15 protein-coding genes are annotated in these 22,173 nt (G+C 61.9%); 10 read left to right on the top strand and 5 right to left on the bottom strand.

From position 1 onward, the window contains the following. On the top strand, positions 1-211 hold a 211-nt coding region (locus QM647_RS18160), incomplete at its 5' end, for a hypothetical protein (RefSeq protein WP_414996968.1). 48 nt (positions 212-259) lie between these two features. Here QM647_RS18160 and QM647_RS18155 read toward each other — a convergent pair. Further along, positions 260-3,262, bottom strand: coding sequence for a TonB-dependent receptor domain-containing protein (locus tag QM647_RS18155; RefSeq protein ID WP_414996967.1), 3,003 nt, complete (start codon positions 3,260-3,262; stop codon positions 260-262). 410 nt (positions 3,263-3,672) lie between these two features. Here QM647_RS18155 and QM647_RS18150 point away from each other — a divergent pair, with 410 nt between their 5' ends. Beyond that, complete coding sequence (locus QM647_RS18150) at positions 3,673-5,556, top strand: putative bifunctional diguanylate cyclase/phosphodiesterase (RefSeq protein WP_414996966.1); 1,884 nt, start codon at positions 3,673-3,675, stop codon at positions 5,554-5,556. Positions 5,557-5,561: 5 nt separating this feature from the next. Here the strand turns inward: QM647_RS18150 and pobA are convergent, their stop codons facing one another. Then, positions 5,562-6,743, bottom strand: coding sequence for a 4-hydroxybenzoate 3-monooxygenase (gene pobA, locus QM647_RS18145; RefSeq protein ID WP_414996965.1), 1,182 nt, complete (start codon positions 6,741-6,743; stop codon positions 5,562-5,564). A gap of 126 nt (positions 6,744-6,869) precedes the next feature. On the opposite strand from pobA, the gene QM647_RS18140 reads away from it, so the two are divergent. Next, positions 6,870-7,757 carry a helix-turn-helix domain-containing protein gene (locus QM647_RS18140; protein ID WP_414996964.1) on the top strand — a complete coding sequence of 296 codons (888 nt, stop codon included), beginning with the start codon at positions 6,870-6,872 and terminating at the stop codon, positions 7,755-7,757. Between the two features lie 29 nt (positions 7,758-7,786). Here the strand turns inward: QM647_RS18140 and QM647_RS18135 are convergent, their stop codons facing one another. Further along, the gene (locus tag QM647_RS18135; RefSeq protein ID WP_414996963.1) at positions 7,787-8,695 is read right to left on the bottom strand and encodes a LysR family transcriptional regulator; all 909 of its coding nucleotides are present in this window, start codon (positions 8,693-8,695) and stop codon (positions 7,787-7,789) included. Positions 8,696-8,941: 246 nt separating this feature from the next. Between QM647_RS18135 and QM647_RS18130 the strand changes: the two genes are divergently transcribed. The 3 genes from QM647_RS18130 to QM647_RS18120 are packed head-to-tail and all read left to right on the top strand — an operon-like array spanning position 8,942 to position 14,697. Then, entirely contained in the window at positions 8,942-12,154 is a 3,213-nt protein-coding gene (locus tag QM647_RS18130; RefSeq protein WP_414996962.1) for an efflux RND transporter permease subunit, read from the top strand. Next, the gene (locus QM647_RS18125; protein ID WP_414996961.1) at positions 12,147-13,325 is read left to right on the top strand and encodes an efflux RND transporter periplasmic adaptor subunit; all 1,179 of its coding nucleotides are present in this window, start codon (positions 12,147-12,149) and stop codon (positions 13,323-13,325) included. The genes QM647_RS18130 and QM647_RS18125 overlap by 8 nt, the downstream gene beginning before the upstream one ends. Beyond that, complete coding sequence (locus QM647_RS18120; protein ID WP_414996960.1) at positions 13,312-14,697, top strand: efflux transporter outer membrane subunit; 1,386 nt, start codon at positions 13,312-13,314, stop codon at positions 14,695-14,697. The genes QM647_RS18125 and QM647_RS18120 overlap by 14 nt, the downstream gene beginning before the upstream one ends. Positions 14,698-14,976: 279 nt before the next feature. Here the strand turns inward: QM647_RS18120 and QM647_RS18115 are convergent, their stop codons facing one another. Then, positions 14,977-15,150, bottom strand: coding sequence for a helix-turn-helix domain-containing protein (locus tag QM647_RS18115; protein ID WP_414996959.1), 174 nt, complete (start codon positions 15,148-15,150; stop codon positions 14,977-14,979). Between the two features lie 335 nt (positions 15,151-15,485). On the opposite strand from QM647_RS18115, the gene QM647_RS18110 reads away from it, so the two are divergent. The 4 genes from QM647_RS18110 (at position 15,486) to QM647_RS18095 (ending at position 20,616) form a co-directional block, all read left to right on the top strand. Next, positions 15,486-17,594: a TonB-dependent receptor gene (locus QM647_RS18110; RefSeq protein WP_414996958.1), complete on the top strand. Its 2,109-nt coding sequence runs from the start codon at positions 15,486-15,488 to the stop codon at positions 17,592-17,594. A gap of 171 nt (positions 17,595-17,765) precedes the next feature. Further along, the gene (locus QM647_RS18105) at positions 17,766-18,554 is read left to right on the top strand and encodes a c-type cytochrome (RefSeq protein ID WP_414996957.1); all 789 of its coding nucleotides are present in this window, start codon (positions 17,766-17,768) and stop codon (positions 18,552-18,554) included. Beyond that, positions 18,551-19,420: a peptidyl-prolyl cis-trans isomerase gene (locus tag QM647_RS18100; protein WP_414996956.1), complete on the top strand. Its 870-nt coding sequence runs from the start codon at positions 18,551-18,553 to the stop codon at positions 19,418-19,420. Before QM647_RS18105 ends, QM647_RS18100 begins: the two co-directional genes overlap by 4 nt. Further along, entirely contained in the window at positions 19,417-20,616 is a 1,200-nt protein-coding gene (locus QM647_RS18095; RefSeq protein ID WP_414996955.1) for a HupE/UreJ family protein, read from the top strand. Before QM647_RS18100 ends, QM647_RS18095 begins: the two co-directional genes overlap by 4 nt. A 170-nt stretch (positions 20,617-20,786) precedes the next feature. Here QM647_RS18095 and QM647_RS18090 read toward each other — a convergent pair whose 3' ends face one another. Then, the gene (locus QM647_RS18090; RefSeq protein WP_414996954.1) at positions 20,787-22,172 is read right to left on the bottom strand and encodes an efflux transporter outer membrane subunit; all 1,386 of its coding nucleotides are present in this window, start codon (positions 22,170-22,172) and stop codon (positions 20,787-20,789) included. Between the last annotated feature and the right edge of the window lies 1 nt (position 22,173).

Below are 22,173 nucleotides of genomic sequence, written 5' to 3'. Positions count from 1 at the left end.
CTTCGTTGAATTGCGTCGTTACGGCCGGAAATACACCCCGCCAGTCGATTGTCATCTGATTTACTCCACGTGTTTCGTGCTGAACATTATATCGTATACAATGTACAAAGTGACGATGCAACAGGATCGTGCTTTTTCGTCAAACAAATATTGTTTTGAACATTCAGCGGTGCGTTACCACCGCACGTTTCCGCGCCGCAACCCTGCGTAATGCTATACAGAAAAAGGCCCGGCACACAAGTGCCGGGCCTAATCACTATCAGCGGGTAAATCTCAGGTTGATCCAGCCGGTTCGGCCGATCACGTCATAAACCCCGGCCTGCCAGCCTTCGTCACCGAAGTAGGCGCCCCCGGCCTCCGCCCCCGGATAGCGGGGCGGCGCCTTGTTGAAGGCATTGGAAAGACCGGCGCTGATGTTCATGTTCGGCTTCAGCCAGTAGGACACGTTGAAGTCGTCATAGGCGATCGGCTTGGTCTTGTACGGATCGTAGGCTTCCGCCGTGATGCTCACCGTCTGGCGCATGCCGGAATAGAAGCGCGAAGTCCAGCCGAAGGACAGCTTGTCACGCGTGTAGTTGAACGAGGTACGTCCCTTCAGCTTCGGGAAGCCGAAGATGCCGACCGTATCAGTGATCACGTCGGGATTGTCCGGATCGGCCGTGTACTTGTTCTCGAACAGGCGGGTCCAGATGCTGTTGATCGACAGGCGGCCGGCATTGCTGCCCCAGCCCCAGGAGGCGAGATTGGTCGAATAGTCGATTTCCGTATCGATGCCGCTGGTCTTGCGCTTGGCCAGGTTGATGTTCTGCTGGACGACCGAGACCAGGTTGTTGGTCACCGGATCGCGGACGATCATGTCGCAGTACTCGTTATCCAGCGTCGGCGCATCCATGCACTTGTTGATGATGGTCTGCGGCGCCAGCGACGAAATGACGTTGCTCATGTCGATATTATAGTAGTCGATCGTGGCGCTGAAGTTCGGCATGAAGCGCGGCTCCAGGACCACACCGAGCGTCAGGGTCTTGGCCGCCTCGACCTTCAGGTCGGGATTGCCCTTCTTGATGACGTCAAGCCACAGCCAGTAGTCATTCTTGTTGGCCGGCATGACTGCGGCGCAGTTGGCGGCGGTGTATTCGGTCTTATCGACACGGTATGGCAGGTTATAGTAGTTACACGGATCGCTCAGCCACGCGCCGCTGATCGACGAAGCGGTAAACACCTCGCTGATGTTCGGCGCCCGCACGGCCTTGCCATAGGTGGTGCGGAAACGGACATCCTTGATCGGCGCCCATTGCAGACCGTACTTTTCCGAGGTCGTCTTGCCGGCGGTCGAATAGTCGGCGGTGCGGACGGCGGCATCGGCGGTCAGGCGATAGGCGAACGGCAGGTCTTTCAGAATCGGCACGCTCAGTTCGGCAAAGACTTCCTTGACGTCGAACTTGCCCTTGAGCGGTGTTTCCTCGATGCCATAATCGGCGACATAGTTCGGGCTGTCCGGATTATATTCGTCACGCGCCCCCAGATCGTTGGCTTCCTTGCGGTATTCCGCGCCGAGCGCCACCTGCACCTCACCAGCCGGCAGGGTGAAGACGCCGCCGGTCAGGTAGCCCGACCAGACATATTGTTCCAGCGAATTGGTCGCGACGCTGGAATCGTATTGCAGATAGTCGATGACATCCTGAGTCACCGGCTTGAACGGATTGAGCGGCACGCACGCCGGATCGTCGTTCGTGGTGTCGCTGTCGGCATTGACGCGGCAAACCGGCGTGCCGCCCGGACCGGTGACGGCATCGAGCGCCTTCATGTAGCGCTCGTTGGAAGTGTTGTTGAAGTCCTGGATCTGCTCCTGCGTCTTGCCGTAGGAGATGTAGGTCGACCATGACCAGTCATGTTCGCGGAACAGGGCCGGCAGCTCGCCTTCAAAACCGGTGACCAGTTCGTACATGTCACGCTTGTAGTTGGTGCGCGACTTGCCGAATTCCGGATACTGACGGACGAAGGCCAGATCGTCGACGGTTCCGCCATTGGCGGCGCGCATCTCGTCGGTAATGAAGGGGTTATCCGAAGACAGGCGGTTGGAGCCGCCTTCGTACCAGACACCATATTCGCCGTGCGACTTGTTCTGGGCGAAGTCGGCTTCGAGGAAATAGTGAATGTTCGGCGTCAGCTGATAGCCAAAGGTCGCCTGAGTGATGAAGCGATCGCTCGGCACCGAGAGCAGCCAGTTGTCATAGCGGCCGCCATATTCGCCGCCATCCGTTTCCAGATTGGCGATCGAGCCGGAATCGCTCAGGTCGTAGGTATTGGGCAGGATACCCGATGGCCCAAGCACCGGATCACGCATCGAGCCGTCATCATTGAAGGTATAGGGCTTGCCGCCGAGCAGCACCTGGGCGCGTGACGAATAGGCCAACAGGCGCTGGCCGTCCAGGATCGTGTTCTTTGTCGAACCGGCATACTTCACCCACCACGGATTGCCGGTCGCCGTCCACGGGCGGTCCTGGCCGGAGACCGTGCCGTCCGACTGACCATAGGTGGCGAAGAGAGTGACATTGGCCTTGCCATCGGCGAAATTCTTGCCCCACAGGACATCGGCGTCATAGCTCGGCATGTCGCCATAGGTCGAATTGCCGTAGCGGATATTGGTATCCAGCCCCTGATAGTTCTTCTTCAGGATGAAGTTGGCCACACCGGCCACGGCGTCGGCGCCATATTGCGCCGAGGCGCCGCCGGTGATGATTTCGATCCGGTCGACCAGGCCACCGGGAATGGTGCTGATATCGACGGCCGAGGTACCGGGAGCGCCCGGCACATGACGGCGGCCATTGACGAGCACAAGGGTCCGCTTGGTACCGAGGCCACGCAGGTCGAGCGCATTCAGGCCCGCATGCCCCTGATCGAGCGAATCCTTGTCGCGGTTGGCATTGGAGGTCTGGTCGCTCTGGCTGATCACCAGGGCCGGCATCTGGTTGACCAGATCGGCCACCTGACGCGCGCCGGACTTGCGGATCGTTTCCGCATTGATGACCGTCGTCGGCGTGGCGCTGGCCGCCCCCTTGTGGCGAATGCGCGAGCCGGTCACCACCACTTCAGTGGTGTCGGCGGCGGTGTCGGCAGCCTTTTCCTCTTTGGCTTTCCCGGTTGCGGCCTGGTCCGAGGCCGCTGCTTCCTGTGCGTGGGCGATCCCCCCGGCCACCAGGGCCAGGCTCAAGGCCAGCGCCGATGCACAACTCAAGGATCTGCGATAATGCGAAACTGTCATATTTTACCCCTTGTTTTACAGTGTCGCTACAAACGCTATACCAAGAGGTGTATATTTACTATCGTATACAGTATTAAGTTTTGACAATGTCAAAACGGTGTCACTTCATTGACACAATGGTCAAAAAAATGTCCGACAAATAATACCGTTTCAGCCCCTGCCCGACCCATTGGCCTCAGGTATATTCACCCAAAAGGGCAGCCGGACAGGCGGTAACATACAGCCTCGATTTCAGGCCGAAATGCGCATGTTTCAGCCCTTTAACCATAGCTTTTTTCAAAGTCTTCATGGTCTGCCCTCTATCTGGAGTGCGTGCCTTTCCATGCGTTCAGTGTGGCGGACGCCCTCCCCGGCGCCGCGCTTTTACGAGTTCGAGTGCCGTTATGATCAAGGACATAATCAGGTTCGCAATGCCTTCGACACGCGAACAAACTGATGCAGATCCCCTGGCCGTCGCCATGCAGTCGGTACTCTGTTATGTCCTGCTAATCGCGGCGGCCTATTTTCTCATAAATGGCCTTTTGTACCGCGTAGACGGCGACCCTTTCCTGCTCCCCCTGCTTTCCTTTATCAGCGCCGCCGTATGCCTGGGCTTCTGGTACTATAATCGCCTGAAGGCGACGATGCTCCGTCTGGAGATCACCGGCCATGTCGTGAGCGCGTTTCTGATCGCCAACGCCATGCTGGATATCATTCTCGAATATCATGCGATCAAGCTGATGTATCTCCTGCTGCTCCTGCCCGCCTTTGCCGTATGCGGCGTGCGGCCGCGCGTGGTGCTCCCGGCCTCCTTCCTGGTGGTCGCGGGCTTTCTCGGCGCGGCCTGGCGGTACGATCCGCAAGAACTGGAGGCGTGCTTCTGGGTCGCGTTCGCCGGCCTGGTGATCGGTTTTGGCCTCTCAACCATCATGCGTTCGACCATGATGAAAGCCGTCCAGGCGCGGCTCCTGGCCGACCGCCTGCGCGACGAAGCCCTGTCCCTGGCGACGCTCGACGCCCTGACCGGATTGCCCAATCGCCGCGCTTTCATGACGACGCTAACCGGGCATCTGTCGGCGGACCGGAGATTCTTCCTCGGCCTGGTCGATCTCGACGGTTTCAAGCCCATTAATGATATCTATGGTCATGCCGCCGGTGACCGGGTTCTGGTCGAGGTCGCGCGCCGGCTTGTCGAAACCTGCGGTAAAGACGCGATTGTCGCCCGTCTCGGCGGCGATGAATTCGCCCTGATTCTGCCTGACCTGCCCGATACCGCCGCGTGGCGCACGCTGGCTGATGAGGTTTGCCACGCCCTGGCCATGCCCTATGCGCTTGACCAGGAAACCGCCCATCTGTCCGCTTCGCTCGGCTTCACCCTTGTGGAACCGGAGACCGCTATCAAATCTGGCATCAAGTCGGGCACCACGCCTTCGCGCCTGCTCGAACGCGCCGACTATGCCCTGTACGAAGCCAAGGAACAACGCCGCGGCATGGCCGTCCTGTTCGATGGCGGCCATGAAGCGCTTATTCGCTCCACCAAGGCAGTCGAGCAGGCGCTCAGGTCGCTTGACGCCGCCAGTGAACTCACCCTCGCCTTCCAGCCGCAGATCGATATTGTCAACAACCGCGTCGTCGCCCTGGAAGCCCTGGCCCGCTGGAAAAGCAGCAAGCTGGGCCAGGTATCTCCCGATATATTCATCCGCGCGGCGGAGCGCTCCGGCCTCATTACGAGCCTGACCCCGGTGCTTCTGGCAAAGGCCCTGCATGTCGCCAGGACCTGGCCTGAACATATCCGCCTGGCCTTCAATCTGTCGGTGCGCGACCTGCTGTCACCCGTGGCCGTGCAGCGCCTGGCCACCCTGGTCGCGGAGTCAGGCCTGGCGCCTGCCCGGATCGAATTCGAAATCACTGAAACCGCCATGGTGACCGACTTCGTCCAGGCGCACAAAGGCATTTCCATCCTGCGCGACCTGGGCTGCCGTATCGCGCTCGACGACTTCGGCTCGGGCTACACGAATTTCAGCTACATCAACCAGGTTCAGGTCGATACCGTCAAGATCGATCGCTCGTTCGTTCTGGGGCTGGCGCAAAACACCTCGTCCCCGAAGATCATCAAATCCATCATCGAACTCGCCGGCAATCTCGGCATGGATCACGTCGTCGAAGGCGTGGAAACCCTGGCGGAACTGCAGCAGCTTCGCGATGCCGGGGCCACCCACGTGCAGGGCTATCTGTTCAGGAAGCCCATGGACGAGGCAGAACTCAGCCAGTTCATCGACCAGGCGCTGCGGATCGACAGCCTGCTCGCCGCCTGAACGCATCAGTACGGCAGGCCGACATAGTTTTCGGCGATGGCGGTCTGGGCGGCTACGCTGCCACGGATATAGCTGAGGTCCGCCTTCTGCATTTTGCGGTCGAACAGGGTCATGTTCGGGAAGCGGTGCGTCAACTGCGTCATCGACCAGGAAAAACGCTCGGCCTTCCAGATGCGATTGAGCGCGCGATCCGTATAGCCCTTCAGCCCGGCCTCATTGCCCTGCTTGTAATGGGCGATCAGGGCATCGGCCAGGTAATAGACGTCCGAAGCCGCCAGGTTCAGTCCCTTGGCACCGGTCGGCGGCACGATATGGGAAGCGTCACCGGCCAGAAACAGGCGGCCGTGCTGCATCTTTTCACAGACATAGGAGCGCAGCGGTGCGATCGACTTCTCCAGCGACGGACCGCGCGTAATACGATGCTCGGTCGTATCGCCCAGGCGGATTTCCAGCTCGTCCCAGATGCGTTCGTCCGACCAGTCCTCGATCTTCTCGGTGACATCGCACTGGATATAGTAGCGGCTGCGCGTCAGGGAGCGCTGGCTGGCCAGGGCAAAACCGCGCTCATGGTTGGAATAGATCAGTTCGTGGTCCATCGGCGGCACGTCGGACAGGATACCCAGCCAGCCGAAGGGATAGACCTTTTCGACCGCGTGCGCCGCCGCGTCCGGCATGGTGGCGCGGCAAACGCCATGGGCGCCGTCGCAGCCGGCGATGACATCGCAGTCCAGACGCTGAGGCACCCCGTCCTTGATATAGGTGACATAAGGCGCGGCGCTGTCGAAATCATGCAGTGCCACCTCCTTCGCTTCGAAGATCAGCGGAATGCCACGCTCGGCGCAGGCGTCCATCAGATCGATGGTGATCTCGGTCTGGCCGTAGACCATGACATCGGTATTGACGAGATCATGCAGCGGAATGCGCGTCTTTTCGCCATCGTCCATCAGGGCAAAGCCCTCATGGCGCAGGCCGAGACGATCCATGCGTTCGGACACCCCGACCCGGCGCAGCAGGTTGACCGTGCCGTATTCCAGCACGCCGGCGCGAATCCGGCCTTCGGTATAGACACGAGTCTGGCGCTCCAGGATCACGCAGTCGATCCCTTCGACATGCAACAATTGGGACAGCATCAGGCCAGCGACGCCGCCGCCGATAATGGCGACCTGAGTTCTTTGGGGAGCTTCCATGGTTTCCTCGCTTTTGTTGCGACGAAAATGCCGTCGCCCCGGTTGGAAGACCATGGATAGATATGCTATAAACTTGGACAAAATTTATATTTCACAATCGATCCAAATTCGGTCCATGGCACGCATATGACGGCGAGATCACCTTCCATTCCAAGGTTTTACCTCTTCGGCGAGGCGCCGAAGGAGGTCGACCATCATTTTCTGCACCTTGAAGAAATAAAGGATCGCTCGGCGCCCCTGCATGGCCAGATCCGTCCGCACCTGCACGCCGACCTCAACCACGTCTTCCTGATCACACACGGGTCCGGCCGGGTGCTGAGCGATGACGCCGACCTGCGCTTCGACGGCCCGCATATCCTGTTCATTCCGGCCGGCACGGTGCACGGCTTCGCCTTCAGCGACGACATACTGGGCTATGTCCTGACCGTGGCCAGCGCCCACCTGCACGAGCTGTTCCGTCCCCGTCCGGACCTGAGCGCGCCCATGACCCTGCAGGCGCTTGAAATCCCCGATGGAGAAACGCTCGATGTCCTGCGCGCCTGGATCACCCGCCTGGGCCGCGAGCTGTTCTGGGAAGCGCCGGCCCACCGCTCTGCGATTGAGGCCAACCTGCTGGGTCTGATGACCGATATCCACCGCCTGTCACACCGGCAAAGTCGGCTGGTCGAGGCGCCGCTCGGTCCCTATCACCGGCTGATGGTGCGTTTCCGCGAGGAGATCGAGGCGCGTTACAAGGACGCCCTGGAGCTGGGCACCTATCTCGATGTGCTGCGTGTCAGCGAAACCCAGCTGCGCTACGCCTGTCAGAAGGTCGGCGAAAAACCGCCGATGCAGGTCATTCTCGACCGCCGCCTGATCGAGGCCAAGCGTCTGCTGCTTTACAGCGACCTGTCGATCGGCGCCTGCTGCCAGCAGATCGGCTTCGACGATCCGGCCTATTTCTCCCGCCTCTTCACACGCCATACCGGCCAGTCGCCGCGCGCCTTCCGGGCCGGCCGGCGACAGGCGGCCTGATAACGCCTGCCACCGGTGAAGCACGAAGGCTAGAACGCTTCCGTTTCGATGCGGGCTCTGATGAAGTCAATGAAGGTGCGCACCGCCACCGGCAGATGTCGCTGCTTGTGATAACAAAGATACCAGCCGGACTGCGGCGGGCACCAGGCATCCAGCAGGGTAACCAACCGTCCTGCCTCGACCAGGGGGCGCGCCATGTACTCACCGCAAAAGGCGATGCCAACCCCCTGCATGGCGGCATTCACTGCCGTATCGCGATGTGAGACGACCAGCGGGCCATTCGGGGCGATCGACATGCGAATGCCGTCCTTGCTGAAATCCCAGCTGTAGAGTCCCACCTGTCCGGGCCACCGCCAGTTGATGCAGCGGTGCGAAAGCAGATCCTTGGGGGTTTGCGGTGCGCCATGGCGGGCGACATAGTCGGGCGAAGCAACGACCACATGGCGGAAATACTGGCTGATCCGCACCCCGACCATGTCGTCTTCCAGGGCATCACCGAGACGAATGCCGACATCCATGCCGGCCTCCACGATATCGGTCAGGCGGTCGTCTATGGTGATGTCGAGGATAATATCGGGATAGAGTTCGAAGAACGGACCGAGCAGCGGCTCGATCAGGGTGGTCGAAGCCCCCCTCGGTGTCTGCAGGCGCACCGTCCCGGCCGGCCGGTCGCGCAGATTGCGGGCATCTGTCACGGCGGCTTCCATTTCCAGCAAGGCGGGGCGGAAACGGGCCAGCAGGCGCTCCCCGGCCTCGGTCACCGACAGGCTGCGCGTGGTGCGGTTGAGCAAGCGCACGTCCAGCCGCTCCTCCAGGGTGCGCAGGGTCTGGCTCAGACTTGAGGGCGACATTCGCAGCAAAGAAGCGGCACGGGCGAAATTGCCCTGTTCGACAATTGTGGCGAAGGCCCGCAGTTCGGCGAATTCGCTGCCCCTCATTATGCATCCATTTCCAAAGAGTGTGTTCGTTTTCTGCTCTATTATGCACAGTGTCAATATTTTCTACAGTGTAATCGAACCGATTGCGGTTTGGGGCACAACATAAGCGGGCAAGCCCTCCGCGCCCGTCTTTCGGACATATCCAACAAAAAATTTCATTTTTTGCTGCACCGCAATGCCGGATTTCAACCGACATAGCGTTAATGTCTGCGAGGCCTCCCTTATCGTCCGTTTTGGAACCTGCCGATGAACGCCATTGTCCGCATCGCCCTGTCGCGCCCTTACACCTTCATCGTCATGGCGGCGCTGATCCTGATTGCCGGCACCCTGGCGGCGATGCGGATGCCGGTCGATATCTTTCCGTCGATCCGTGTGCCGGTTGTGGGCGTCGCGTTCAACTATACCGGCCTGTCGCCCGATGATATGTCCGGGCGCATCATTACCCCTTACCAGCGCGCCCTTACGACGACCGTCGACAATATCGAGCATATTGAGGCGACTTCCTACGCCGGTGTCGGGGTGGTAAAAATCTATTTCCAGCCGGGCGCTGATATCCGTCTGGCCAATGCCCAGATTACAGCCATCTCGCAGACCCTGCTGAAGCAGATGCCTCCCGGCACCACGCCGCCTCTGGTCATCAACTACTCGGCCTCAACCGTGCCGATCCTGCAACTGGCGCTCTCCGGCCAGGGTTTGACCGAAGCCCAGCTGTCCGACCTCGGTACCGCACAGATCCGCACCCGTCTGGTGACGGTGCCTGGCGCGGCTATTCCTCTGCCATTCGGTGGCCGTTCGCGGCAGATCATGATCGATATCGATCCCCAGGCCCTGGCGTCCAAAGGACTCGCACCCGGCGATGTCGGCGCTGCTATCGCCGCCCAGACCCAGATCACCCCGGCCGGCTTCGTCAAGATCGGCGAGTTCCAGTATAACCTGCGCCTGAATAACGCGCCCGGGTCGGTTGAAGATCTCAATAATCTGCCGATCAAGACGGTCAACGGCGCCACCATCCGCGTGGGAGACGTCGCCCATGTGCGTGATGGCTCTGCCCCGCAACAGAACGTCGTGCACGTCAACGGCGCCAAGTCTGTCCTGATCACCGTCTTCAAGGCGGGCGCGGTTTCGACCATCGATATCGTTAAGGGCGTGCGCGGACTGATCCCGGAAGTCTTGAAAGGCACACCGCCGGCCCTGAAAATCACACCAATGATCGATCAGTCGACCTTCGTTAAGGGCTCCGTCGAAGGTGTCATCCATGAAGGTGTCATCGCCGCGGCCCTGACCTCGCTGATGATCCTGCTGTTCCTGGGCTCCTGGCGCTCCACTGTCATCATCGCCATCTCGATCCCGCTGGCGGTGCTGGCGGCAATCGCGGCACTGGCGGCCTTCGGCCAGACACTGAACACCATGACACTCGGCGGGCTGGCACTCGCTGTCGGCATTCTCGTCGACGATGCCACTGTGACCATCGAAAACATTAACTGGCACCTGGAACACGGCAAAGAGGTCAAGCAGTCGATCCTCGATGGCGCCAAACAGATCGTGGCCCCGGCCTTCGTTTCACTTCTGTGTATCTGCGTCGTCTTCGTACCGATGTTCTACCTGCCAGGCGTGTCAGGCTTCCTGTTCGTGCCGATGGCCCTGTCGGTGATCTTTGCCATGGTCGCTTCGTTCATCCTGTCGCGGACTCTGGTGCCGACCATGGCCATGTACCTGCTCAAGAAGCATGTTCACGGCGACGACCATACCCATGCCGCCACCTCGAAAAACCCGCTGGTTCGCTTCCAGCGCGGCTTTGAAAACCGCTTTTCCAAGTTCCGTGACGGCTATGCCAGCGTGCTTGGCCGGGCTCTGGGGGCGCGCGGTGTCTTCGTGGCCGGTTTCCTGATTTTCGCCTTCTGCAGTCTGCTTCTCGTCCCGTTCCTCGGCCGCAACTTCTTTCCGTCAGTCGATGCCGGTGCGATTTCGATGCACGTCCGAGGCACTTCGGGAACCCGCCTGGAAGAAACCTCCGCCTTGTTTGCCCGCGTTCAGGACAAGATCCGTGAGACAATCCCGGCGAATGAACTGGACGCCATGGTCGACAATATCGGACTGCCAGCCAGCGGCATCAACACCATCTATAACAATTCCGGCACCATCGGCGCGCAGGATGGCGACATCCTGATCAGCCTCAAGGAAGGCCACAAGCCGACGGCCGATCATGTGAAGCGCCTGCGCGAAATCCTGCCCCAGGCCTTCCCAAGCGCAACCTTCTCCTTTCTACCGGCCGACGTTACGAGCCAAATCCTGAACTTTGGTTCCCCCTCTCCGATCGATATCCAGATCACCGGTAACAAATCGGCGGCCAATCGCGCCTATGCCGAAAAGGTTCTGGCCGCTATCCGTAAAATCGATGGCGTGGCCGATGCACGCATCCAGCAGCCCGCCGGTTATCCGGAACTGCGTTTCGATGTCGATCGCACCCGCGCCAATGGGCTGGGAATTGATGAAAAGGACGTGACCGGTTCCGTAGCCGGCGCCATCGCCGGCTCAGGCCAGACCGCTCCGGTCTTCTGGCTCAACCCCGCCAATGGCGTCTCCTACCCGGTCGTCGCCCAAACCCCGGAATATAATCTCGACAGCCTGGACAAGGTGCAGTCCCTGCCCGTTTCCTCCACGCGTGGCGCACCCCAACAGATGTTAGGTGGTCTCGGCGCCTTTACGCGTGGAAACGGTTCAGCGGTAATTTCGCAGTATAACATCCAGCCTATGATCAATGTCTACGCTACTCCGCAAGGCCGTGATCTCGGTGCTGTGGCCGGCGATATCCAGAAGGCCCTGAAAACCCTGGCCAAGGATAAGCCGGAAACGGTGACCGTCACCCTGCGCGGCCAGTATCAGACCATGAACACCGCCTTTACCGGCATGGGGCTTGGCCTCCTCGGTGCGATTCTCCTGATCTATCTCCTGATCGTGGTCAACTTCCAGTCCTGGCTGGATGCCGGGGTCATCGTCTCTGCCTTGCCTGCCGCCTTGGCGGGTATCGCCTGGACCCTGTTCGCCACAGGTACGCCGCTCAGCGTCCCGGCGCTGACCGGTGCCATCATGTGCATGGGTGTGGCGACCGCCAACTCCATCTTGGTCATCAGCTTTGCCCGTGAGCGGCTTGAGCACACCGGCGATCCGATCAAGGCCGCCTTCGAAGCCGGTGTCACCCGCTTCCGCCCCGTGCTGATGACGGCGCTGGCCATGATCATCGGCATGGCCCCCATGGCCTTCGGTTTGGGTGATGGCGGCGAACAGAACGCCCCGCTCGGCCGCGCCGTGATCGGCGGCCTGCTGTTTGCCACCTGCGCCTCGCTGGTCTTCGTCCCCGTCATGTTCGCCATCGCCCACCGCAAGAAAACCGCCGGCGATGCCCCTCAATCCGTTCCGTCTGAAACGCCGCACCTGCCCGAAGGAGTTCCCGGTGAGTGATCATAACCATCCCCTGCCTGCCGTCAGCACCCGCGCGCTGACCCGCGCAGCCCTTGCCGGTGGCGCGATCGCCCTTGTCATCCTGGTCGGCGGCACCGTAGCGCGCCTGGCCCAGAGCGCCAACCTGAAGGCCGAGACAGCCGCCCACGCCACGCCGTCGGTCATGGTCTTCCAGCCGCAGGCCGCCAATAACGGCAAGCTGGTCCTGCCCGGCCGCGTGCAGGCCTGGTCGGAAGCGCCGGTCTATGCCCGTACCAGTGGTTATCTCAAATCGTGGTCCGCCGATATCGGCCAGACCGTGAAGGCCGGTCAAGTGTTGGCCGAAATCGACGCCCCGGATGTCGATCAGCAACTGGCGGCCTCGAAGGCCCAGCTGGCGACGGCGCGCGCCAATTATGAGCTGGCCAAGTCGACCGCCGATCGCTGGGACCGCCTGCTGGCGCAATCGGCTGTCTCGCAACAGGATGCCGACCAGAAGCGCGGCGACCTGGCCGCCCGCCTGGCCCAGCGCGATGCCGCTGCCGCCGATGTGGCGCGCCTGCAGACCCTGGCCGGCTTCAAGCGCCTGGTCGCACCGTTCGACGGTCGCGTCACGTCGCGCAATACCGATGTCGGCGCCCTGATCAGCGCCGGCGGGTCCGCGCCCGCGCCGCTGTTCACCGTCTCCGATACCAGCAAGCTGCGCATTTATGTATCTGTGCCGCAAAGCCAGCTGGCCGGTATCACCGATGGCATGACCGCGCACTTTACCATGCCCGACCATCCGGATACGGTCTTCGATGCGCAGGTGACCCGCACCGCCGGGGCCGTCGATCCGCAATCCGGCGCCATGCTGATCCAGCTGGTCGTCGATAATGCCGACAATGCCCTGAAACCCGGCGGTTACGCTCAGGTGACGCTGGACCTGCCGGCCACCACACAGACGGCGGCGATCCGCATTCCGGCCTCGGCCCTGCTGTTCCGCGCCGAAGGCACCGCCGTGGCCGTGGTTGGCCCGAACAACAAGGTCATCGTCAAGCCCGTTAAAATCGGCCGGGACGATGGCAAGACGCTCGATATCGCCTCGGGGCTCAGCGCCGGCGACTGGGTGATCGACAGCCCGTCCGACGCCGTCACGACAGGCGCCGCCGTCAAGCCGGTTCACAAGAGTGAAGCCAATGCCAAATCGTAATCTGGTTACACTGCCGGTCGCGGCTTTGCTACCCACGCTTTTGGCGGCTTGCAGTATGGCACCCGCCTATCAGGTACCGGTCACGCCCGAAGCCCCCGCCGTCTATTCCGAGACCGGCCCGTGGACGCCCGCCGCACCGGCCGATGACGCCGCACGGGGCACGTGGTGGCAGGTATTCAACGACGCCACGCTTAATGACCTGGAAGGCCGTATCGAAGGCCACAACCTGCAACTGGCTGCGGCGCTCGCGCGTTACGATCAGGCCGTGGCCCTGACCGGTCAGGCACAGGCGGGCCTGCTGCCGAGCCTCAACCTGACGGCGTGGCAGAGCCGGACGCGTGATCCGCGCAACGGCGACCTGAATAACTATCTCGCCGGCGCCACCGCGTCCTATGAAATCGACCTGTGGGGTCGCATCCGCAATACGGTGGCCGCCAACCGCGCCAATGCCGAGGCCAGCGCCGCCGATGTCGCGACCTTGCGCCTCAGCCTGCAGGCCAAGCTGGCCGAAACCTATATGTCCCTGCGCGGCGCCGATGCCCAGATCGCGCTTCTGCACCAATCGGTCGAAGCCTATCAAAAGGCGCTCGACCTGACGACCGACCGCTTCAAGGGCGGGGCCGCCGGTGAGATCGATGTCGGCCGTGCCCGCACGCAGTTGGGTACCACCCAGTCGCAGCTCGAACAACTGGGGGCCTCGCGCGCGCTGCTGGAACACGCCATCGCCGTCCTGCTGGGCGAACAGCCTTCCAGCTTCCATCTCGATGCGGTCAGCGACGCCATTACCGTGCCGCAAATTCCAGTCGATGCGCCGTCCGGCCTGCTGCAACGGCGGCCCGATATCGCTGCCGCCGAGCGCCGCGTCTATGCCGCCAATGCCGGGATCGGCGTAGCCAGGGCCGCACGCTTCCCCAGCCTGACCCTGGCGGCGGGCGGCGGCAATGAGGAATATGTTGGCCAGACCGGCCCTTACTGGGCCATCGGTCCGGTCGCCGCCAGCCTGCCGGTCTTCGATGGCGGCGCGCGCAAGGCCGGAGTGGCTTCGGCGCGGGCCCAGTTCGAACAGGCGGCTGACACCTACCGCCTGACCGTGCTGACCGCCTTTCAGGATGTCGAGGACCAGCTGGCCCTCAACAACCGTCTGGCCGTCGCCGCCGACCGTCAGGATGAGGCCGTCACCGCCGCCACGCGCACCAACCAGCTGGCCCTGATCCAGTACAAGGAGGGTGCGGCCAGCTATCTCGATGTGGTGACCGCCCAGACCAGCGAACTCGACGCCCGCCGCACGGCACTCACTCTGCGCACCACGCGCCTTCTGGCCGGTATCGACCTGATCCGAGCCCTGGGCGGCGGCTGGCAGGCCAGCAAGTAGGCCTATATCAGCCCACCGTACTGGCAGCCATGTTGAGAAGCGGCAAGGCCGATGACTTCCTGCTGGTGGATGTACCCGGTCCTGCCGCGTGGAAAGCGTCTCCCGGCGCCAATCCGACACCGTCAGGTCGGCGCTGTTTTTTAGCCAAGCAGCTTGAGATTCCTGGAAACGGCCGCAGATACGGCCAGGACTTCCTCCGCCGGAACCCGTTCGGCCTCCGGTGACAATTCCGGCCGGTCGAGCACCACGCCAACCGAGGCGAAGACCTCGCCTTCGTCGCTATAGACCGGCGCGGCGATACCGACAAAGCCCGGCGCCGACCAGGCTGCGGAAATAGCGATACATGGTGCTGGTCGGGCAATCCAGTTCGGACGCCGCCTGCTCCACCGTCCACTCCGGATGTTGAATTGAGAACAGCCTTAAAACAGCAAAAACCCGGTCTGTCGTGCTCACTTAGCTCTCATCCTAGCCGCCTGTGTCGCTGTTCCGCGTCCTCAAATGTCGTCCTTTTTCAACGGCGACCTGTCATCGGTTTATGCCCTGCACAGCCATATCGCAAACCTCTGACCAGAAACGCATCATACCTTGTGGAGGGCTATCAGGTTCAGCACCGATCTTTCACACAACGCCCGAAAAAGGCGCGTGTAACCTGGGTGTAACGGTATCATCACCGTAATTTCTTTGCGTTACAGCCGGCATTTGCGCTGTTCATTCCCCATGCGGCGCTCATTACGAAAAGCGCCCCCGGTAAAAATACAAAAGGGGAAGCCATCTTGAAGATACAATTGATGCGACAGACCGCGCCACTGGTTCTGGCCATGGCCCTTGCGGCACTCCTGCCGTCCCTGTCGCATGCGGAGGACGCAGGCGCGGACTCCGGAACCAGCGAAACCGGCACCACAATTGTCGTCAAGGGCAGCCGCGCCAGCATGATGGGCACCAAGAACTCATCGAGCGCTGGCACCATCACCAGCACCCAGGTCAGCGAATATCCGGTCCTGCGTCCGGGCGAAGTCCTGCAACTCGTGCCTGGTGTCGTCGTCGTGGCCCATGCCGCCGCAGGCAAGGCCAACCAGTACTACCTGCGCGGTTTCCAGCTCGATCACGGCGACATGTTCCTGAGCGAGGTCGACGGCGTGCCCGTCAACATGGTCACTCACGCCCACGGCCCGGGTTATAACGACCTGAACTGGCTGATCCCCGAAGCCATCGGCGGCATCGACTATACCAAGGGGCCCTACTACGCCGACAAGGGCGATTTCGATAATGCCGGCTCGGCCGATATCAAGATCGCGGACATTATGCCGGGCGAGATCAAGCTGGAGGCCGGCGGCGACGGTTATGCCCGCGCCCTGCTGATGAACACCTTCAAGGCGGGAAAGGGCAACCTGGCCGGCGCCTTCGAATATATGCACGATGACGGCCCCTGGACCGTAAAGAACAATTACCGCCGTTACAGCGGCATCCTGCGCTACAGCCAGGGCGACAGCGCGCAGGGCTACTCCATCACCCTGCAAGGCTACAGCGGCATCTGGAATGGTGGCGACCAGGTGCCCTTGCGCGGCATCGAGGATGGTTCCTACGACCGCTATGAAGTGCTCGATCCCTATACCGGCGGCTCCAGCACACGCTACAGCCTCTTCGGCAACTGGCACAAGACCGACGTCCATGGGCGCACCGATATCGAGGTCTATGCCGTCAATTACAGCATGGATCTGTTCTCGAACTTTACATACTACATGGACCCGAACGGCGACGAACAGCGCCAGCAGGATTTCCGCTGGATCTATGGCGGCAAGTACGAGCGCGAGATCGATGGCGCCTATCTCGGCCAGAACACGCGCGACCGCTTCGGCGTCCAGCTGCGCTATGACAGCATCAACCTGCAGCTCGACCATACCATAGAACGCCAGGCATATTACCACGTGCTGACGGATCAGGTGCACGAGATCATGCTGTCGCCCTGGTGGGAAAACACCATCGAATGGGACGACCGCCTGACCAGCACGTTCGGCGTGCGCCTCGACAACCTGGCCTTTCAGGTAAATTCCGATACCACCGCCAATTCCGGCAAGGGCGATCAATCCGTGGTCAGCCCCAAGTTCGGCCTGCGCTACAGGCTGGACGGCAAGACCGATCTGTTCTTCCAGTCCGGCTACGGCATCTCCAGCCAGGACGTGCGTGGCGTAGTCAATACCGTCACACCGGGACCGGTCGAGCATGGCGGCGGCGACCCCACCTCCCGGACCCTGGCCATATACCAGAACAAGGGCGGTGAAATCGGTCTGCACAGCCGCGCGATCCCGCACCTCGACAGCTCCGTCTCCCTGTGGTTCCTGGCCAGCGAGAACGAATTCGCCTTTGACGGCGATTCCGGCGCGGTGGTCGGCAGCGGCCGTCCCGGCCAGCGCTGGGGCTTTGAGTGGAACAACCGCTGGCAGCCTGTCAACTGGCTGGACATCACCGGCGATATCGCCCTGTCAACCGCGCGCTATACCGACAAGGGCAATGAAGCCGGCGACCAGATCCCGGAATCGGTCCGTTTCATGACCAATGGCGAAGCCACCTTGCACGACCTGAAGGGACTGCCCGGCACCAGCTTCACCCTCGGCTGGCGCTATATCGGTCCGCGCTATCTGATCGAGGACGGCAGCGTCATGGCTAGCGCCGCCACCACCTTCAACTTGCGGGCCGAAAAAGCCCTGACACCCAATCTCTCGGTCACGCTCGCGGTCCTCAACCTGGCCGATGCCAAGTACTATGATGCCGAATACTATTACGGTTCCTGCCTGAAAGGCGAAGACTGCACTGCCACGGATGGCGAAGGTTATGCCGATCATATGGTCCACCCTGGTGAGCCACGTGAATTCCGGGTCAGTATTCAACGGACCTTCTGACTGTCGAATTTCGTGGCGTAACGGTTACATTACCGTAATTGTCTCGCGTTACATCGCTTGCGCCCGCTAAATTCTCAAAAAACACCGGACTCAAAAAACCGGCTATGAATTGGGAGGGCACATGACCATCCGGAAACCCTGCAAGCGCCGGCCAGAATGGACGCGACACCCATGAAGCGCCTCTTGATCTGGAGTGCCGCGGGCATCGTCCTCGCCGGCGTCGCTGCCAGTGCGTGGCTGTGGAACGAGAACCGGTTCGCGGTCATGGCGATGCGCGCCGATCCCGCCCAGCTCCCCGCCAATACCGCCCTGTTCGAACACCTGACCCGCGAAGGCCGTGGCATCTTTCAGAAAGATTGCGCCGTATGCCATGGCGCCAATGCCAAGGGCGATCGCGTCAAGGGCACAGCGGACCTGACCGATGACGATTATCTCTATGGCGAGGGCGAGCTGGCCCAGACCGAACAGACCATTCTCTACGGCATTCGCTCGGGTGACCCCAAGGGCTGGAACCTGGCCTACATGCCAGCCTTTGGCACGGCCAATCCCTACGGTCCTTACAAGCTCGATCCGCTGACACCGGGCGAGATCGACAATCTCGCCGCCTATCTTTCCGAGGCCTCGAAGACATCGACCTCCAGTCAGACCCATGGGGTGCCCCCCTCTCCCGCCGCGCTCTCGCCGGCGGCCCAGGCCGGTTACGCGCTCTATGACAGCAAGGGCTGCTGGGATTGCCACGCTGCCGATCGCGGCGGCGATGGCGCCATCGGCGCGCCGAACCTGGTCGACAAGGTCTGGCTCTACGGCACCGGCTCTAAGGCCGATATCGCCCACACCCTCACCGAAGGCCGCAAGGGCCAGATGCCCGCCTTCTTCCGCAAGCTGACCGCGCGCCAGGTGCGCGCCGTCTCCGCCTATGTCTACAGCCTGCAATCCCACAAGAAGGTATCCGGTTCATGACCCTCAATTCCGCCCTGAAACTGGATACTGTTTCCCCGCATCGTTCGCTGATTTTCTGTGCCATCGGCGCGGTGGCCGGCCTGGCCATTGCCGGCTTCGGCCTGTTCACCTCGTCCGGCACACGCACCTCCATGGTGCCGGCGCAAGATGTCGCCGTGGTCAATGGCGTGCCGATCCTGATGACCGATTATGTCTCCAACATCCAGTCGACCTATCAGGTGCCGCTGTCGCAGGCGACCGCCAAGCAGAAGAAGGACATGCTGGAAACCATGATCCGCGAGGAACTGTACGTCCAGCGCGGCATCGAACTGGGCCTGCCGACCGACAGCACCGAGGTGCGCAGCGCCCTGGTCACCGGCGTGGAATCCATGCAGACGACCGACGTGATCAGCATGCCGGTCAGCGACCAGGAACTGCAGGCCTGGTATCAGGCCCATATGGCGCAGTACAATACCGAAGGCACCATGCGGGCGGACGACTATGTCACGCCCGATCTGGCTACGGCCGAAGCCGGAGTCCAGGCCCTGCGCGCCGGCCGGCCCGTCCCGGCCGGCCTCAAGAAGAGCCTCCTTTTCGCCGACGGCAACGAGTTCTATTTCGCCGCCCAGATTCACCTGGGGCCGGAGCTTTTTAAGGCCGCCGCACCGCTGAAAAACAGCGAGGTCTCCACGCCGGTCAAGACCGCCGATGGTTACCATGTGCTGGTCATGGTGCTCAATGACCCGCCCGTGGCCCAGCCGTTTGACAGCATTCGCGACCGCGTGCTGCAGGATGTCAACGAAGCGAAATCCAATCACCTGATGAAATCGGCCGGCGCCTTCCTGCGCAAGCGTGCGGACGTCCTGATCGCGAAGGGCTTCGAATGAAACGCCTGGCCGCCCTCGTCACCTTCGTCCTTGCGCTGATCGCCGCGGCCCAGCCGGCCGCCGCCCACACGCGCAGTGAATCGCATACCAGCTGGGCCCTGACCGGCCCGACCGCCCGCGTCGATGTCACCCTGCCGGAACTGGAAGCCCAGAAACTGACACCCGATCACAGCTCGCCCGGCAATGCGCAGCTGATGGATTATTTTCGCCATCACATCGGCGTCAGCGCCGACAAGCAGACCTGCCCCCTTAACGGCACCCCCTCGGTTCTCAGCGCCACCAGCGGCTACCGCCGGTTCGAATATGTCTTCGCCTGCCCGTCCACCAAGGACATGACCCTGCATTTCACCGGTCTGTTCGAGGCGGTCCCGACCCATACCGACTTTGCCCAGATCCAGATGGAAAGCGGCGAGTTCGTCGAGCAGCTTTTCACCAAGGACGTCACCGAAATCGATACCGGCGCCGCCAATGGCGGTGAACTGCGCGATGCCGGTTTCCTGCAGTTCGTGACCATGGGGATCATGCACATCTTCACCGGCGTCGACCACATGTCCTTCCTGCTGGGCCTGATCCTGCTGTCGCGCAAGCTGAAGGACCTGCTGTTCGTCGTCACCGGCTTCACCATTGGTCACAGCCTCACCCTGGCCTTGGCGGTCACTGGCATCATCCGTCCGCACGCCGAATTCATCGATGCCCTGGTGGCCTTCACAATCGGCCTCGTCGGTATCGAAAACATCGTCCATACCCAGAAGAATGCTTTCTGGCCGTCCCTGGCGGCGGGCGGCTTCCTGCTGGCCATCGGAGTGCTAAAGGTCTTCGGCATCGGCCTGCTGCCGCCGCTGCTGCTGTTCGGTGCGGCCCTCTTTACCTTCTGCTACCTGATGGTTTCGGGCACCGTGCACGAATTTGCCCGCGTCCGTCTGGTGGTCACGCTTGTCTTTGGCCTGATCCACGGCTTCGGCTTCGCCAGCGACCTGCTGAAAGACCGGTTGCCGGTTGCCAAGCTGGCGCAGATCCTCTTCGGCTTCAATATCGGTGTCGAAATCGGCCAGGTCTGCGTCGTACTCGCCATACTGGGCGTGGTCGCCCTGCTGCGAAAGGTCAGGCTGGTCGCCCCCCGGCCGATAACGGTCGATGTCGTCGCCAGTTTCCTGGTCTGTATCGGCACCTACTGGTTTGTCAGCCGCAGCTTCTAAAAGGGAAAGATCATGAAACCTTAGGCCGAGGCCTTCTGGATTCCAGCGGCACCCTCACGAAGCCCACCGCCCGTATCCAATGGTGAACGCGTCCGCCTGTCGCGCAAAAGAAACACCCGGCAGGCGGTGGGCCTGCCGGGTGTTTCTTTGTCGTGCATCGTGCAGCGTGACTAGTTGACGCCGCCGCCCAGGGCCGCATAGAGCGTGGCCAGGTTGGTGGCGCGTGACAGCCGGATCGAAATCAGGCTCTGCTGCGCGCTGTAGGCTGTCCGCTGCGCCGTCGTGAGGTCGAGGGCGCTGTCTATACCGTGGTCGTAGCGCGCCTGCACCAGGGTGAGCGAGGCATCCGCGGCGGTAGAGGCCTTGTTGAGCGCATCCAGCCGACGGTCGATCGTAGCGCGTGTCGCCAGGGCGTCGGCCACTTCCTTGAAAGCCGTCTGCACCGTCTTCTCGTAGGTCGCCACGGCGACATCGCGGGCCGCCTTGGCGCTCTTCAGGTTGGCGACATTATAGCCGCCACTGAAGATCGGGATCGAGATCGATGGCGCGAAGCTCCAGGTGCCCGTGCCGGACTTGAACAGGCCGCTCAGCTCATCGCTGGACGAGCCGGTCGAGCCGGTCAGGCTGATCGTCGGGAAGAAGGCGGCGCGCGCCGCCCCGACATCGCCATTGGCCGATTTGAGGTCGTGCTCGGCCGAGAGCACATCCGGGCGCCGGGTCAGCACCTCAGAGGGCAGGCCGGCAGGCAGGTTGGCCAGAATCGCTGAATCATCCGGCATGGCGTCAGGCAGGTCAGCGTCCGCAATTGCCTGTCCTGTCAGCAGGATCAGGGCGTCCTTGTCCTGCTGGACCTGGGCCTCGTACTGGGCGACATCGGCACGGGCCTGCTCCGTCTCCACTTCCAGGCTGCGCAGGTCGGTCTCGGCGGCCACACCCAGGTCGAATTTGCGCTTCGACAGGGTATAGTCGCTTTCACGCGTCTGAAGCGTTTCGCGGGCCAGGCGCAGCAGATCCTGGTCAGAGGCCAGGGTAAACCAGGCGGAAGCCGTTTCGCTGATCAGGGATATCTGCGTAGCGCGCCGCGTCTCGGCAGTGGCGAGGAAAGATTCCTGTGCCGCCTTCGATTCTGAACGGATCTTGCCGAACAGGTCCAGTTCCCAGGCCGAGACGCTGGCTGTGGCGCTGTAGACATCGCTGTCGGCGCCCGCTTCGTGCGAGCGCGTTTCGCTGACCGAGCCGGAGACCGATGGCAGCAGGCTGGAACGGGTCATCACATAGGTGGCCCGTGCCTTCTCGATATTCAGTATCGCCACCCGCAGGTCGCGATTGTTGGTCAGGGCCGTGTCGATGACGCGCTGCAGGCGCGCATCGAGGAAAACCTGCTTCCACGGCAGGTCGCCCGCCGGCTGGGCATCGCTGCCGCCTGTGGCGGACTGGACCGCCTGTGGCCATTGCTGGGCGACGGGCAGTTCCGGCCGCACATATTTCGGCGTCATCGTGCAGGCGCTGAGCGCCAGGGCCGAGGTGAGCAGGAGGAAGGGTGTCTTATGTCTCATC

It is taken from the genome of Asticcacaulis sp. (assembly GCF_047605585.1).
GTDB lineage: Bacteria > Pseudomonadota > Alphaproteobacteria > Caulobacterales > Caulobacteraceae > Asticcacaulis.
This window is presented reverse-complemented; position numbering and strand designations above follow the sequence as displayed.

What these genes read in the sequence shown, in the direction of transcription:
- QM647_RS18155 (WP_414996967.1), bottom strand. Translation starts at nt 3,262, where the DNA reads ATGACAGTTTCGCATTATCGCAGATCCTTGAGTTGTGCATCGGCGCTG.
- QM647_RS18150 (WP_414996966.1), top strand. Translation starts at nt 3,673, where the DNA reads ATGCCTTCGACACGCGAACAAACTGATGCAGATCCCCTGGCCGTCGCC.
- pobA (WP_414996965.1), bottom strand. Translation starts at nt 6,743, where the DNA reads ATGGAAGCTCCCCAAAGAACTCAGGTCGCCATTATCGGCGGCGGCGTC.
- QM647_RS18140 (WP_414996964.1), top strand. Translation starts at nt 6,870, where the DNA reads ATGACGGCGAGATCACCTTCCATTCCAAGGTTTTACCTCTTCGGCGAG.
- QM647_RS18135 (WP_414996963.1), bottom strand. Translation starts at nt 8,695, where the DNA reads ATGAGGGGCAGCGAATTCGCCGAACTGCGGGCCTTCGCCACAATTGTC.
- QM647_RS18130 (WP_414996962.1), top strand. Translation starts at nt 8,942, where the DNA reads ATGAACGCCATTGTCCGCATCGCCCTGTCGCGCCCTTACACCTTCATC.
- QM647_RS18120 (WP_414996960.1), top strand. Translation starts at nt 13,312, where the DNA reads ATGCCAAATCGTAATCTGGTTACACTGCCGGTCGCGGCTTTGCTACCC.
- QM647_RS18110 (WP_414996958.1), top strand. Translation starts at nt 15,486, where the DNA reads ATGCGACAGACCGCGCCACTGGTTCTGGCCATGGCCCTTGCGGCACTC.
- QM647_RS18105 (WP_414996957.1), top strand. Translation starts at nt 17,766, where the DNA reads ATGAAGCGCCTCTTGATCTGGAGTGCCGCGGGCATCGTCCTCGCCGGC.
- QM647_RS18100 (WP_414996956.1), top strand. Translation starts at nt 18,551, where the DNA reads ATGACCCTCAATTCCGCCCTGAAACTGGATACTGTTTCCCCGCATCGT.
- QM647_RS18095 (WP_414996955.1), top strand. Translation starts at nt 19,417, where the DNA reads ATGAAACGCCTGGCCGCCCTCGTCACCTTCGTCCTTGCGCTGATCGCC.
- QM647_RS18090 (WP_414996954.1), bottom strand. Translation starts at nt 22,172, where the DNA reads ATGAGACATAAGACACCCTTCCTCCTGCTCACCTCGGCCCTGGCGCTC.